Genomic DNA, 13,785 nt, shown 5'->3' on the forward strand with positions numbered 1-13,785 from the left:
TCAAACATTTTTTGTGTACACTTAGAGTAGATATTGTGTATGGAAGGGGAAGAGGACATGATTAAATTATTTGTAAGTGATTTAGATGATACGCTCGTTTACAATGTGAATCATATGCAAAAAGAAGATGAACGTGCACTTTGTTGGTTAGCTGAAAAAGGGACAAATATTTGTTTTGCCTCTGGCCGCTTTACTCATCGAATTGATGAAGTCGTAAATAGGTTTGCATTCCCGTATTACACAACTAGTTTAAATGGAGCAACGATGTTACTACCAGATGGAAAAATATTTCATGAATCAAGTTTTGAAGATGGGATTGCCCAGGAAATATATCGATATATCCATAAAAAGGGACTAGCAGATATTGTTTGTGCAAATGAGCAACGGTATACAAAAAGAAAGAATGAACATCATCATAATTTTGAAACATATATGGGCGTGCATATTGCTGAGATAGAAGCATTAGAAGAGGAATTTGGTAAGACTGTACATCCTGCGAAATTGTTTGTTTTTGGGGAAGAAGAGACAATTACAGCATTAGATCAAGAATTACGAGATACATTTCAGAGCGAAGCGGAAGTTTTTATGTCTGGTAAACGCTATGTTGACATTATGCCAAGGGGAGTAAGTAAGGGGAGTGCTTTAAGGCGACTAATGGAACATTTGCAAATTGAGGCAAATGAAGTTGCATGCATTGGAGATTCTTTCAATGATATTTCTATGTTTGAAGTAACCCCGCATTCATTTACTCTACATCATGCTCATCCATATGTGAAGGATAAGGCAAATCATATTGTTCGTTCGGTTGAAGAAGCTGTTATGAAATTGCCGTTACTTGTATAAAAAAGAAGCTCGTCAGTGACGAGCTTCTTTTTACTTGAATAAAGATTTAACAAAATCAATGATACTTGAGAAGAAATCTTTAACTTTATCTAGGAAACCTTGCCCTTCTTCAGATCCTAAAAAGGCAGAAACGTGTTCTTTTGCTTTATTTAACTGACTGCCAACTTGATTCCAATCGATATTAAGATTTTTCATTTTATCAAATAGCACAACTAAGTTATCTAACTGTTCATCCGTTAATGTAATACCAAGTTGATCCGCAATTTTTTTAATTAATGAACGTAAATCTTCAGTCGTTTTTGGCTGTTCTTTGGCAATTTCTTCTTTAATTTTTGCAACAAGTTGAACTGCTTTTTCTTCACCAATTTTATCGCCGAGCTGGGCTGTTTGCACCATTTCTTCATTGGCTACTTTTTTTACTTCCTCAGGAATTGCTTTGTTAGATGTTGTTTCATAGGCTTTCATTAAACCAGTTAAAGCAGCGGTTCCTGAAACTTTAAATGGTGCAGTAATTTGAATTTCTGCATCTTTCACACCTGCTGTAATAAGTGCGTTTGTGTACATTGCATCTGTTATCGAATTAATATTTTTTGAGCGTACAATAAGGCCAGATCCTGGCTTTGTGTATGTGATCATAGAAGAGGAAATTGCTCTCGTACCAATTTGCGCTTTTGGAACAATTCCTTCTAGAAATTTATGTTCTTCCGCATTAGACACAGTTATGATTGTAGCATCTTTTGGTGCTTTCATTTCTTTTAACAGATCTTGTTTTTGTTGTTCAGACAAGTTTTCTCCTAGTGTAACAATTGATTCTCCTTCGATGATGTCTGCAAACGAAGCTGTTGGCATCATAAATACCGTTACAGCTAATAGCAGAGCTAGTAATTTCGTTTTCACGAAAAATCGCTCCCTTTCTCTTTCTAAAATTTTCGGGCAACACAGTTATTATAGTATATATTTCTTATTTGTCACCTAGCTTTTTCCACATTTCAAAAAAGAAGTATGTAGATTGTCGGATTCTTTTTGTTTCTAGTCATGAATGTGGTAATATAGTGCTGAGATAGTTGAAAGGAGACATATACATATGAAAACTTTAGGATACATATTAATGGAAAATGGTGAAAAAATCGATTTAGAATTTTTCCCAGAAGAGGCACCAAAAACAGTAGAAAACTTTAAAAAACTAGCAGAGCAAGGATTTTATGATGGTGTGACATTCCACCGCGTTATTCCTGGCTTCGTAAGCCAAGGGGGAGACCCAACAGGAACAGGTGCAGGTGGCCCAGGTTACTCTATCCCATGTGAAACTGATGGAAATCCTCATAGACACCTTGTAGGATCACTTTCTATGGCTCATGCTGGCCGTAACACAGGCGGTAGCCAATTCTTTGTTGTTCATGAGCCACAACCGCATTTAGATGGTGTACATACTGTATTCGGTAAAGCAACAAGCGGTATTGAAACTGTATTAAACATGCGTCAAGGCGATGTAATGAAAGAAGTTAAAGTTTGGGAAGAATAAGTTAATGGGAAAAGAGAGCGATTGCTCTCTTTTTTATTTTTTAATAGGAAATAGGAATGGGTATTTCGTTTACAGTACATGATACAAGTAGTACTGTTATTGTAGTGAAAATATGTCGCTTATGAGAACAAAGTTTTAACAAATTACATAGAATACATTAGATTACATGTTTCAATAAATATTTTTATTAAATTAAATTTGCTAGAATTCATTTGCTCTAAGGTGATGAATATTGAAGTGATAGTGAGCAGTGGATGTTTCTTTTCACTTTTATATAACAGCGTTTCTTTTTTTAATCTACTTAAAAAAATAGCACTCAAACATATATTTGACTTTCTTCTTTTCGCTTTGTATGATTATCAAGTTGTTTTAGGCCCTTCTCACTCTGTTGAAAATATTGTAAAATGAATGTGATATGAAAAGAGTGATTGAGGGGATTAATAGTTTGTAACTTTTGTAAGAAGGGATAAGGGTTATGTTAATTCGTTTTAAAAAAAGTTATGAAAAGATTGCAATGGGGCTACTTTCATTTATGCCAACTGAAAAAGATGTGAAAACATTACAATTGACTATGAAAGACTATGAAGCAAAGGATGATTGGCAATTGTATTTGTGGAAACAAAACGAAGATTTTGTTGGGATAATGGGGATTGTAAAAAAAGAGAATCAAGTGTTGGAAATTCAGCATTTGAGTGTGAACCCGTCTCACCGTCATATGGGTGTTGGGACGAAGATGGTTCAAGAGTTAAAGAGTAAATTTCTTGATTTTACAATTTGCGGAAATGAGCAGACAGCAAGTTTTTGCAAAAAGTGTAAAGGGCTAGAACAAAATATACATTCGTGAAAGCAGAGATAAGTAGTTTATTATCTCTGCTTTCTTTTTTGTAATTGTTCGTTTCGTTCAGCGATGACTTCTGTTCGATCACGTAATGTGTGCTTATGTATGATATATTCATTAGAAGTAGCATTTACATCTTTCCACGGGAGGCTTTGCTTCTGACATAATTCTATGCAGTGCTTTTCTAATGATGTATCCGATAATGGTAAAAATAACGGTGCAAAATCTTCTTCTTTCTCTATAGATTGCAATCTATCCTTGAGTAAGAATAGAAGTTGTGTCTGATTTATTCCTAAGCCTAGTAAAGGTGTACTGTTTTTTTCTAAAATCGTTATGGCACTTTTCATCATCTTCTCTGCGCCATTCCAGTTAGAGCGTCTTTGATGGTATAAAGAAACTGCAATTTGAATAAGACCGACCAAATAATCATCACGATTTCCTCTTGGTTTCGTTTTCCAATATTCTTCCAGTATTTCGTGGCATTCAAAATAATCATAATCCCCATGAAAATGAATTAAAAATTGTATGTATTCAGTAGGATACATGTTCTTCCCCCCCTGTTTAACGGTTATAAATACAAGTGTATCATAGAAATATGAACAATAAACGACTAGGGAATTTTCCCTAGTCGTTATTGTTCATATTAGCAGAAGCAAGCTGCCCCTACAATAATTAGTAAAATAAACAATACAACAAGTAATGCGAACCCACCGCTAAAACCGCAATCAACGTGACCCATAGTTTTTTGACCTCCTACATTGTTCTTACTACACTGTTATCATATGAAGCGGTGGGCATGATGACATAGGCATCGGTCTATTTTTAATTAAATTTCTTAAAAAGGTTGGATAGAACATGAGTATGCTCTATACTTATGTTGTTATAGAAAAAATGTGGTGGGATGCTTTGTGCAGTATAATTTTAAAGTAGAGGCTTTTGAAGGGCCTTTAGATTTATTGTTACATTTAATACATCGCTATGAAATTGACATATATAATATTCCTGTAGCGGAAATTACAGAGCAATATTTATCTTATGTTCATACGATGAAAGAACTACAATTAGATGTTGCAAGTGAGTATTTAGTAATGGCTGCGACTTTATTACAAATTAAAAGTAAAATGTTGTTGCCGAAACATGAAGAAGATGTACTTGATAACGGTGATGACTTTATAGATGATCCTCGTCAAGAATTGATGGAGAGGTTAATTGAATATAAGAAATATAAGCAAGTTGCTACTGAGCTAAAAGAAAGAGAACAAGAAAGAGCACAGCTATATACACGTCCGCCAATTGATTTTACATCATTGCAACAAGAAGAGGAGACAAACTTGCCTCTTGATGTTACGTTATATGATATGCTAGCGGCATTTCAAAAATTAATGCGCCGTAAAAAAGCAAAGAAACCTGTAACAACACGTATTACTCGTCAAGAAATACCAATTGAACAGCGCATGACTGATATTTTAAAACAGTTAGAAATACAAGGTGGTCGTCAAAGTTTTTATGATTTGTTTGTTGATGATGAACGGGAAATAATGGTTGTAACATTTTTAGCGGTTCTTGAGCTTATGAAAAATCAACAAATCATAATTGAACAAGAACATAATTTTGATGAAATTTTCGTATCAAGCTCTACTAAATCTGCATAGAGTTAGTATGGAAAATGGGATGGAAATATGATATCTCATGCTAGGTTTGAATGTATCGTTTGGAACAAGAGAAAAAATATTGAACCGAACGCATTGATTGTGATTCGGTTTTTTGATGTGTATTTTTATGGAGAAAATAGAAGGAAGGAGCTCGTAAAATGGATAGAAAAGAACAAAAATCAATCATTGAAGGGCTATTATTTGTTTCTGGTGATGAAGGGATTTATCCAGAACAAATAGCGAAAGTTCTTGAAATTGAAGGAAACGAAGTAATCGATATTTTAGAAGAAATGCAAAAAGAATGTGAAGGTGCACACCGCGGTTTGCAAATTGTACAGTATGCAAAAGTATATCGTTTTGCCACAAAGAAAGAACATGCTTCGTACTATCAAAAATTAATAGATATCCCAACAGCTGCTTCACTCTCTCAGGCTGCTCTAGAAACGTTAGCGATTGTAGCATATCGTCAACCGATTACAAGGACTGAAATGGAAGAGATTAGAGGGGTAAAAACCGATAAGGCGTTACAAACGTTAGTTTCACATTTACTTATAAAAGAAATGGGAAGAGCAGAAGGACCAGGGCGTCCTATTTTATATGGAACAACGAAAGAATTTTTGGACACATTTGGACTAAAAACATTAGATGATTTACCGGCACTTTCTGAAGAGAATGAACAAATGAATGAAGCAGATTTATTCTTTGGTTCTTTACAGGAGATATCGAAATAAAAGCTTAGCATTTTGCTAAGCTTTTTTTGTATATCAATTATATACCGTGCCATACTAATTGAAAAAAAGGAGACGAGTTATGAGAAGTATGCGAAGTATTTTATTGTTAGTTTCTGTTTTGTTATGCTTTTCTTTAAATAGTGCATCGGCCAAAAGATATATGATGTCTATTCATACCGCGTCTCCTTTACATATACAGCGGCAACATTTTGGTAAAATGAAAGTGAGTTTTTTGAAAGTTGGGCAAGGTGATGCAACACTTATTACATTGCCAAATGGACAAACGATGTTAATTGACGGGGGACCTTATGAAGCCGGTGAGGTTATCATTCAAAAACTAATCGAAAAAGGGATTAATCATTTAGATGTTATCGTCAGTACACATCCTGATATGGATCACATTGGAGGATTGATTCCGATTGTAGAGCAAATGCCGGTATCACTTATATTAGATAGTGGAAAAACGTATAGTTCTTTTACGTATCACACATACCGGAATCATATTAAAAAAAGAGGAATTCCTTTCGTTTCAGTAAAAGAGGGACAATACATACCATTAGATCCGCATGTTTCCATACAAGTATTAAACAATGGGAAATCAAAAGATGAAAATAATGAATCTTCAATTGTATTGAAGGTACGATACGGAAAAGCGGATTTTTTACTAATGGGTGACGCTGATGTACGGACCGAAACTGAAATATTAAAGCAATTTGATGTGCATGCAGATGTGTTAAAGGTGGGACATCATGGCTCGTATACTTCAACAAGTGAAATGTTTATAAAAAAAGTAGAGCCACAGTTCGCAATACTTTCATATGGAAGTAGAAATCCATATGGGCATCCGCACCAAAGTGTAGTGAGACGCTTAAACCGACATGGTATAATGATATATGGAACAAATAAACGTACAATAGAAATGGAAACAGATGGCGAGCATATTACAATTGGCACTAGTGGATTAATGCCATTACTTAAATGAGTAATAGGATACGAGGATATTCTCCCTTTTTGGAAAACTGAATAACATATATTATAATTGCGAGAGATGCAATAAGTTTCCTTTTTGTTAAACAAAAAGGAAATTTTATTCGAATGTCTAGACAACTACTCGTGCATATATTAAGATGGAATTAGGCGAATAAGGTAATAATAACAAGTAGGTATTTCATGGGAAAGGATCGATGAAAATGAAAACGCAAGTTGTCATCAATGCCAAAATTTATACAGGTCAAGAAGTAGTGGAAAACGGATTTATTCGTTACGCAGAAACAATTAAAGAAATTGGTTTGATGGCTCAATATGTATCACAAGAAAATGAAGCGGTTTTAGATGCGGCAGGGAAGATTGTGATTCCAGGTATGATCGATGTTCATATTCATGGTGGATACGATATTGATGCGATGGATGCAAATAGCGATGGGTTAGTAACTTTAGGTAAAGAAATGTTAAAAGAAGGAGTTACAACTTACTTCCCAACAACAATGACACAATCTCCAGAAGCAATCGAAGCGGCACTACATGCTGCGAAGGAAGCGAAAGAAAAAGGAGCACATTTTGAATATATTCACTTAGAAGGACCGTATGTTTCAAAAAAACGTGCAGGTGCACAACCACTTGAACATATTGTTCCTGCGAATATTGAACAATTTAAACAATGGCAGGAAGCAAGCGGGAATCTAATTAAATTAGTAACATATGCACCTGAAGAAGAAGGTGCGTTAGAGTTTGAGCAGTATCTTGCTGAAACTGATGTTGTTGGCACAATGGGGCATACAGATGCAATTGATGCACAACTAAAAAATAGAAACATTACACATGCGACACATTTATACAATCAAATGCGTGGATTACATCACCGTGAACCAGGAGTTGTTGGTCATGTGTTACTAAATCCAGATGTAATGGTTGAAGTAATTACAGATGGTATTCATATTCACCCTGATATGGTGAAATTAGCATATAAGTTAAAAGGACCGAAAAAAGTAAGTGTTATTACTGACGCAATGCGCGCAAAAGGTCTTGAAGATGGATTATATGAGCTTGGCGGACAGCCAGTACATGTAAAAGATGGTAGTGCTCGATTAGAAGATGGAACGTTAGCTGGTAGTATTCTAAAAATGGATCAAGCTTTCCGAAATGTAATTGAATTTACAGGTTGTTCAATCGAAGATGCAGTACTGATGACATCAGTTAACCAAGCAGAAGAGTTTGGGTTAAATAATAAAGGTGCATTAGCGGTAGGAAAAGATGCAGACTTTGTTGTGATGAATGAAGATTTACATGTATATGATACGGTTCGTTTAGGAATTCATATGAAGGAAGGGAAGTAATTAAATGAATATTCTTGTTGTAAAAACTCCAGAAGAACTAGCAGAAGCAGGTTATAAATTAATTGAAGAAGTTGTAAAAACAAAAGAAAATCCAACATTAGGAATGGCTACAGGAAGCTCTCCATTAGGTATTTATGCAGAAATGCGAAAAAATAAACTTGATACAAGCCGTGTAACCACTGTAAACTTAGATGAGTACGTAAATTTACCACATGAAGATAAAAACAGCTATCACTATTTCATGCAAGAACAGTTGTTTGATCATCTTCCATTTAAACAAACTTATGTACCAAACGGGATGGCAAGTGATTTAGAGGAAGAGTGCAAACGTTACGAGGGCATTCTAGCTGCTAACCCAGTTGACCTACAGATTCTTGGAATCGGTGAAAACGGTCACATCGGATTTAACGAGCCAGGAACACCGTTTAATTCTCCAACGAACATTGTTGAATTAACAGAATCTACACGCCAAGCAAACCTTCGCTTCTTCGAAAAAGAAGAAGATGTGCCAACTCATGCGATTACAATGGGAATTGGAAGCATTATGAAAGCGAAACAAGTTCTACTTGTTGCTATGGGTTCTAAAAAGGCAGAAGCTGTTAAGGAATTATTGCAAGGTGAATATAGTGAAGAGTGTCCGGCTACAGTTTTACAACGTCATCCGAATGTAACCGTAATCGCAGATCAAGAAGCTCTATCTTTATGCAGTGAGGCGATTGCTGATGAACATCGACAAGTATTCACCATTTCCGATCTATTATCAGATTCAAGAGTGGGTGAAACAGCTAATTGAGGACGGCGAATGGAAGCCGGGAGATAAAATCCCATCTGAGAATGAACTTTGTGATAAGTTCGAAGTGAGTCGTATGACAATCAGACAGGCGATTAATAATTTAGTGGAACAAGGCTATTTATATCGGAAGCGTGGAATTGGAACATTTGTCCAACTTCCGAAAGTGGAACAAAAATTGCAAGGAATGACGGGATTCACAGAAGATATGATTTCTCGTGGGATGAACCCAAGTAGTCAATTACTTAGTTTCCGCCTAGTTCCAGCTACTGCGAAAATAGCAGACCGGTTGAGAATACAGGAGGGAGAGTCGGTTTATGAAGTGAGGCGTATTCGCTTAGCTGATGATGAACCGATTGCTTTTGAGACGACATATTTGTCGCCAGCTCTTGTAAAAGATATTAACGAAGAAATATTGCAACAGTCTTTATATGAACATTTAGAGAAAAAACTGGGCTTTAAACTTGTTAGCGCTACTCAATCAATTGAAGCTTCAATTGCAACAGATAATGAAGCTGAACATCTGCATATTCCTAAAAAGGCGCCGGTGCTTGTAATGCGTCAATGGTCATATTCAGAAGGTGAAGTACCGTTAGAGTATGTGAAATGTATTTATCGTGGGGATCGTTATAAGTTTATTACAAACATCGCACGTAACAAATAGTATATTTCAGTTTGTGAAGTACAGTTAATGTCAAATTGTTGAACATGTAAAGAAAAAATACGACTCATCCTTATAAGGAGTGAGTCGTATTTTTATTATGAGCAATTACGTGGTTAACAGCATCTTTAACTGTATTTACTACATAGTGAGCGTGTTCTTTTACTGCGTCATCTGCTTGAGACATAGCAAAACTGTGAGGAGTTAAAGAAAACATTGGAATATCATTATAAGAATCCCCTATGCAAGCAATTTCCTCTGGTTGTATTTGAAATTCTTGTAATAAGACAGAAATAGCAGAACCTTTACTAATATTAGGTGGCATTACATCTAAACATTGTTCTGCTGAAATGAATGTACTAACTTTTCCATGGAATTTTTCATCAATTTTTTTCTGAAGGAGTTGTAAGCTTTCTTTTGTTCCGCCGACAGAGATTTTATTTGGGAAAATTGTATCATCAATTTTCTGTAATAGATGCGGTTCTTCAACAGAAGTCATCGTTACTTGTTGTTCAAGTTCATGAATGAACGGTGTCTTCTCTTCAATGTAATAATTATGCTCATCACTTACATAACGAAAATAAGGATCTTCATTTGTCATTGCTAACAGATCAGGTAGAATACTCGAATCGAATGTTGCGGATAATAGTTGCTTGTTTTCATGTGTATACACGAAAACACCATTTACACTAATACGATGGAAATTTGTATTTACAGCTTTCATTAAGTCTGCAATCTCATTATCAAGTCTTCCGGAAGCGAAGCAAAGAATAACATTTTGCTCGGCAAGGCTGCGTAGTGCCGCAACATCTTGTTCATCAATAAGACCTCCGTGTTGCATCATTGTACCATCGATATCACTTACAAACATTTTAATCATGTTGTTATCCCCTTTCTATGTACAGTTGCTCTTACATTATACGCATCATATATAAACATGTCTAAAAAATGAATTTTTATGAAATGGCAGATGTTTTACATTGACGACAAAGAAGAATATTCTGTAACATAAAAGTAGGCTATTTAAGTACGAGGGTGGTGTTATATGAGTAATTATCTAGAAATTAAAAAAGTTTTAAATAATAATGTCATCATTGCTAGCCATCCTGAACATGAGGAAGTAGTAGTGATTGGTAAAGGAATTGGATTTGGGAAAAAAGCGAAAGACGTATTGGAGCAAGAACAAATTGAAAAAATGTTTGTTTTAAAAAATGAACGTGATCGTGAACAATACAAACTGTTAGTGCCGCATGTGAGCGAAAAATTAATTGAATTAATGAATGACATTATGTTCTACATTCAAGAGAAAGCAAAATCACCATTGAACGAACATATTCATATCGCTTTAACAGACCATATTTCTTTTGCGATTAAGCGGTTAAAACAAGGACTTACAATTGATAATCCTTTTTTAGTTGAAACGAAAATGCTCTATCCAGAGGAATATGAAATTGCTGAAGGTGTTGTAGACCTTTTAAATTCTCGTTTGCAAATTACATTGCCAGAAGGGGAAGTTGGTTTTATTGCACTTCATATTTACAGCTCGCTTACAAATTCAGATTTATCTTCAGTTAATCAAAACTCACGTCTCATTGCACAACTTGTATCTTTAATTGAGACAAACTTACAAATTATATTAGACCAAGAAAGTATCCACTATTTACGCCTTATCCGTCATTTGCAATATGCGATTGAACGGGTGAAAAAAGGGGAGAAAGTAGAGGAATCACAGAGTTTTGCTGATTTATTAAAGGCGGAATATCCTGTCTGTTATAATTTAGCTTGGAAACTAGTTAAGGTCATGCAAAAAGAATTGCAACTTCCTGTGTATGAAGCAGAGAGCATATATTTAACGATGCACCTGCAGCGCTTAGTGAAAGCAGAGCATGTGTAAAAAGACATATATTTTTGTCTAAAATGAAAACGTTAAAAAAAATCATTGAATCGCTTACAATAGTTATGTATAATAACTATTGCAAAGTTATACAAATTTCGACAAACACATTAAGGTAAGTAGCGAAAACGTTTGCCTTAATTATAGTGAACTTATACGTAAACCTATTTTTGACACGTGTTACTGATTCGATCAGGCATGAGTGGAGAAAAGTAAGGAATGTAAGCTTAAGAAAGGGATATACTACCCTTTGTATAGCTATCGTTCTATCTTTTTTTCCTCATGTCTTTTTGGCGTTTGTCGGAAGGTATCAATATAGATAAGAGAGGAAGGGTTTCCATGTTTAAGAAGATCTTTGGTGTTCTTCAAAAAGTCGGAAAAGCGTTAATGCTTCCAGTAGCGATTTTACCGGCAGCAGGTATTTTACTTGGATTTGGTAATGCATTTCAAAATCCACAGTTAACAAATGTTATTCCTGCTTTAAAAGCAGACTGGTTCGTAATGGTAGCAAAAATTATGGAGCAATCTGGTGATATTATTTTCGCTAACCTTGCATTATTATTCGCAGTTGGGGTAGCGATTGGTTTAGCTGGTGGAGACGGAGTAGCTGGTTTAGCAGCATTCGTCGGCTACTTAATTATGAACAAAACGATGAGTGTGTTCTTAGAAGTAGATAAGCTAGTAAAAGTAACAAGTTCTGGAGCAGACCCAGTAAAAATTGGATTTGCTGATCCAGCATATGCAAACGTATTAGGTATTCCAACGCTACAAACAGGAGTATTTGGTGGTATTATCGTCGGTATAGTAGCGGCATATTGCTACAATAAATACTTCAACATTGAATTACCATCATACTTAGGTTTCTTTGCAGGTAAGCGTTTCGTACCAATCGCAACTGCAACATTCTCTTTAATAGTAGGTATTATCATGTGCTTCGTTTGGCCATACATTCAAGGTGGTTTAAACACGTTCTCACATCAAATGATTGATGCAAATAGAACAATCGCAGCATTTATATTCGGTTTAATTGAACGTTCATTAATTCCATTTGGACTACATCACATTTTCTATTCACCGTTCTGGTTCGAATTCGGTCAGTATACAAATGCAGCTGGCGAATTAATCCGTGGTGACCAAAAAATCTTTATGGCACAGTTAAAAGACGGTGTAGAATTAACAGCAGGTACATTTACAACTGGTAAGTATCCGTTCATGATGTTTGGTCTTCCAGCAGCAGCTTTAGCAATGTACCATGAAGCACGTCCAGAAAATAAAAAATTAGCAGCAGGTATTTTAGGTTCTGCAGCATTAACATCTTTCTTAACAGGTATTACAGAGCCACTTGAATTTTCATTCTTATTCGTAGCGCCAGTATTATTCGGAATTCACGCTGTATTTGCTGGTCTATCATTTATGACAATGCAAATTTTAGGTGTTAAAATTGGTATGACATTCTCTGGTGGTTTAATTGACTTCCTATTATTCGGTGTACTACCAGGCCGTACAGCATGGTGGTGGGTAATTATTGTTGGTCTTGTACTAGCAATTATTTACTACTTCGGATTCCGCTTTGCAATCCGTAAATGGAATCTAAAAACACCTGGTCGTGAAGAGGCAAATGCGAATGACGGTGCAGGAAAAACAGAAGCAGGCGAACTTCCTCGCGAAGTATTAGTAGCACTTGGTGGTAAAGAAAACATTGCTTCTTTAGATGCTTGTATTACTCGTTTACGTGTTCAAGTTAACGAACAAAAGAATGTAAACAAAGACCGCTTAAAAGAACTTGGAGCAGCTGGTGTACTTGAAGTTGGAAATAACATTCAAGCTATTTTCGGACCGAAATCTGACACGTTAAAATCACAAATTCATGATATTATGTCAGGTCGTACACCTCATGTTGAAAAAGAAGAGCCTGTAAAAGTAGAAGAAGCTCCTCAGCAAGTTGATGAAAACGAAACAATCGTTTCACCAATTGAAGGGAAAATATTACCGATTACAGAAGTACCTGATCAAGTATTCTCTGGAAAAATGATGGGAGACGGATTTGCAATCGAGCCAACAGAAGGAACAGTAGTTTCTCCAGTTAACGGTGAGATCGTTAATGTATTCCCTACAAAGCATGCAATTGGTATTCAATCTGAAGGCGGAAAAGAAATTTTAATCCACTTCGGTATTGATACTGTAAAATTAAATGGTGAAGGTTTTGAAGCACTTGTAGCACAAGGCGACAAAGTGAAACAAGGACAGCCATTATTAAAAGTAGATCTTGCATTTGTAAAAGAAAATGCACCATCTATCATTACACCAATTGTCTTTACGAATTTACAACAAGGACAACAAGTCGAATTGAAAAAAGATGGAAATGTTAAAAAGGGCGAAAACGCAATTATTGACATTCAGTAGGAATTTGACGCAAAATGTTTATAATTATAATAGGCGATGTGGTTGACCGAACATCGCCTATTATATACAATAGATGATGTAGTACTCACGTCTATACAACTAAAAAAATACTGTAATT

General features: G+C 35.5%; 16 protein-coding genes. 12 read left to right on the plus strand and 4 right to left on the minus strand.

Annotated features, from left to right (window positions below):
- Positions 1 to 39 precede the first annotated feature (39 nt).
- Positions 40 to 843, plus strand: coding sequence for a Cof-type HAD-IIB family hydrolase (locus tag FS742_RS13285; RefSeq protein ID WP_144612814.1), 804 nt, complete (start codon positions 40 to 42; stop codon positions 841 to 843).
- A 30-nt stretch (positions 844 to 873) separates the two neighbouring features.
- On the opposite strand, the gene FS742_RS13290 is transcribed toward FS742_RS13285, so the two are convergent.
- On the minus strand, positions 874 to 1,740 hold the full coding sequence (locus FS742_RS13290; protein ID WP_144612816.1) for a DUF1002 domain-containing protein: 867 nt from the start codon (positions 1,738 to 1,740) through the stop codon (positions 874 to 876).
- A gap of 187 nt (positions 1,741 to 1,927) precedes the next feature.
- Here FS742_RS13290 and FS742_RS13295 point away from each other — a divergent pair, with 187 nt between their 5' ends.
- From FS742_RS13295 to ribT, 3 genes are all read left to right on the plus strand, one after another.
- Positions 1,928 to 2,365: a peptidylprolyl isomerase gene (locus tag FS742_RS13295; RefSeq protein WP_000853785.1), complete on the plus strand. Its 438-nt coding sequence runs from the start codon at positions 1,928 to 1,930 to the stop codon at positions 2,363 to 2,365.
- A 225-nt stretch (positions 2,366 to 2,590) separates the two neighbouring features.
- Positions 2,591 to 2,773, plus strand: a complete 183-nt coding sequence (locus tag FS742_RS28035; RefSeq protein WP_144612818.1) for a hypothetical protein — start codon at positions 2,591 to 2,593, stop codon at positions 2,771 to 2,773.
- Positions 2,774 to 2,840: 67 nt separating this feature from the next.
- Complete coding sequence (gene ribT / locus FS742_RS13305) at positions 2,841 to 3,209, plus strand: GNAT family N-acetyltransferase RibT (protein WP_144612820.1); 369 nt, start codon at positions 2,841 to 2,843, stop codon at positions 3,207 to 3,209.
- Between the two features lie 20 nt (positions 3,210 to 3,229).
- On the opposite strand, the gene FS742_RS13310 is transcribed toward ribT, so the two are convergent.
- Together FS742_RS13310 and FS742_RS13315 are read right to left on the minus strand one after the other, a co-directional pair.
- A complete protein-coding gene (locus FS742_RS13310; RefSeq protein WP_144612822.1) occupies positions 3,230 to 3,748 on the minus strand; it encodes a DUF309 domain-containing protein in 519 nt (172 codons plus the stop codon).
- A 98-nt stretch (positions 3,749 to 3,846) separates the two neighbouring features.
- Positions 3,847 to 3,942 (minus strand): YjcZ family sporulation protein, encoded by a 96-nt coding sequence (locus FS742_RS13315; protein WP_000510194.1) that lies wholly within the window; start codon positions 3,940 to 3,942, stop codon positions 3,847 to 3,849.
- Positions 3,943 to 4,111: 169 nt separating this feature from the next.
- On the opposite strand from FS742_RS13315, the gene scpA reads away from it, so the two are divergent.
- The 6 genes from scpA to phnF all read left to right on the plus strand — a co-directional run bounded on the left by scpA (position 4,112) and on the right by phnF (position 9,373).
- The gene (gene scpA / locus FS742_RS13320; RefSeq protein WP_016086445.1) at positions 4,112 to 4,855 is read left to right on the plus strand and encodes a segregation/condensation protein A; all 744 of its coding nucleotides are present in this window, start codon (positions 4,112 to 4,114) and stop codon (positions 4,853 to 4,855) included.
- Between the two features lie 158 nt (positions 4,856 to 5,013).
- Positions 5,014 to 5,586 carry a segregation/condensation protein ScpB gene (gene scpB / locus FS742_RS13330; protein ID WP_000375162.1) on the plus strand — a complete coding sequence of 191 codons (573 nt, stop codon included), beginning with the start codon at positions 5,014 to 5,016 and terminating at the stop codon, positions 5,584 to 5,586.
- 79 nt (positions 5,587 to 5,665) lie between these two features.
- On the plus strand, positions 5,666 to 6,568 hold the full coding sequence (locus tag FS742_RS13335; protein WP_144612823.1) for a ComEC/Rec2 family competence protein: 903 nt from the start codon (positions 5,666 to 5,668) through the stop codon (positions 6,566 to 6,568).
- A 208-nt stretch (positions 6,569 to 6,776) separates the two neighbouring features.
- Positions 6,777 to 7,919: an N-acetylglucosamine-6-phosphate deacetylase gene (nagA, locus tag FS742_RS13340; protein ID WP_144612925.1), complete on the plus strand. Its 1,143-nt coding sequence runs from the start codon at positions 6,777 to 6,779 to the stop codon at positions 7,917 to 7,919.
- A 4-nt stretch (positions 7,920 to 7,923) separates the two neighbouring features.
- Positions 7,924 to 8,712: a glucosamine-6-phosphate deaminase gene (nagB, locus tag FS742_RS13345; protein WP_060632138.1), complete on the plus strand. Its 789-nt coding sequence runs from the start codon at positions 7,924 to 7,926 to the stop codon at positions 8,710 to 8,712.
- Positions 8,642 to 9,373, plus strand: coding sequence for a phosphonate metabolism transcriptional regulator PhnF (gene phnF, locus FS742_RS13350; protein WP_002194085.1), 732 nt, complete (start codon positions 8,642 to 8,644; stop codon positions 9,371 to 9,373). The genes nagB and phnF overlap by 71 nt, the downstream gene beginning before the upstream one ends.
- A gap of 70 nt (positions 9,374 to 9,443) precedes the next feature.
- On the opposite strand, the gene FS742_RS13355 is transcribed toward phnF, so the two are convergent.
- Positions 9,444 to 10,250, minus strand: coding sequence for an HAD family hydrolase (locus FS742_RS13355; protein ID WP_144612825.1), 807 nt, complete (start codon positions 10,248 to 10,250; stop codon positions 9,444 to 9,446).
- A 165-nt stretch (positions 10,251 to 10,415) separates the two neighbouring features.
- Here FS742_RS13355 and glcT point away from each other — a divergent pair, with 165 nt between their 5' ends.
- Both glcT and ptsG read left to right on the plus strand, forming a co-directional pair.
- Positions 10,416 to 11,264, plus strand: a complete 849-nt coding sequence (gene glcT / locus FS742_RS13360; protein ID WP_144612827.1) for a glucose PTS transporter transcription antiterminator GlcT — start codon at positions 10,416 to 10,418, stop codon at positions 11,262 to 11,264.
- A 339-nt stretch (positions 11,265 to 11,603) separates the two neighbouring features.
- Entirely contained in the window at positions 11,604 to 13,667 is a 2,064-nt protein-coding gene (ptsG, locus tag FS742_RS13365; RefSeq protein WP_144612828.1) for a PTS glucose transporter subunit IIABC, read from the plus strand.
- Positions 13,668 to 13,785: the final 118 nt, after the last annotated feature.

The sequence above is a fragment of the Bacillus cereus genome (assembly GCF_007678085.1).
Taxonomy (GTDB): domain Bacteria; phylum Bacillota; class Bacilli; order Bacillales; family Bacillaceae_G; genus Bacillus_A; species Bacillus_A cereus_BE.

Excerpts from the sequence above, each read along its gene's own strand:
- FS742_RS13285 (WP_144612814.1), top strand. The coding sequence starts at position 40 with ATGGAAGGGGAAGAGGACATGATTAAATTATTTGTAAGTGATTTAGAT.
- FS742_RS13335 (WP_144612823.1), top strand. The coding sequence starts at position 5,666 with ATGAGAAGTATGCGAAGTATTTTATTGTTAGTTTCTGTTTTGTTATGC.
- ribT (WP_144612820.1), top strand. The coding sequence starts at position 2,841 with ATGTTAATTCGTTTTAAAAAAAGTTATGAAAAGATTGCAATGGGGCTA.
- FS742_RS13310 (WP_144612822.1), bottom strand. The coding sequence starts at position 3,748 with ATGTATCCTACTGAATACATACAATTTTTAATTCATTTTCATGGGGAT.
- FS742_RS28035 (WP_144612818.1), top strand. The coding sequence starts at position 2,591 with ATGAATATTGAAGTGATAGTGAGCAGTGGATGTTTCTTTTCACTTTTA.
- FS742_RS13295 (WP_000853785.1), top strand. The coding sequence starts at position 1,928 with ATGAAAACTTTAGGATACATATTAATGGAAAATGGTGAAAAAATCGAT.
- FS742_RS13355 (WP_144612825.1), bottom strand. The coding sequence starts at position 10,250 with ATGATTAAAATGTTTGTAAGTGATATCGATGGTACAATGATGCAACAC.
- ptsG (WP_144612828.1), top strand. The coding sequence starts at position 11,604 with ATGTTTAAGAAGATCTTTGGTGTTCTTCAAAAAGTCGGAAAAGCGTTA.
- nagB (WP_060632138.1), top strand. The coding sequence starts at position 7,924 with ATGAATATTCTTGTTGTAAAAACTCCAGAAGAACTAGCAGAAGCAGGT.
- nagA (WP_144612925.1), top strand. The coding sequence starts at position 6,777 with ATGAAAACGCAAGTTGTCATCAATGCCAAAATTTATACAGGTCAAGAA.
- FS742_RS13315 (WP_000510194.1), bottom strand. The coding sequence starts at position 3,942 with ATGGGTCACGTTGATTGCGGTTTTAGCGGTGGGTTCGCATTACTTGTT.
- glcT (WP_144612827.1), top strand. The coding sequence starts at position 10,416 with ATGAGTAATTATCTAGAAATTAAAAAAGTTTTAAATAATAATGTCATC.
- scpB (WP_000375162.1), top strand. The coding sequence starts at position 5,014 with ATGGATAGAAAAGAACAAAAATCAATCATTGAAGGGCTATTATTTGTT.
- phnF (WP_002194085.1), top strand. The coding sequence starts at position 8,642 with ATGAACATCGACAAGTATTCACCATTTCCGATCTATTATCAGATTCAA.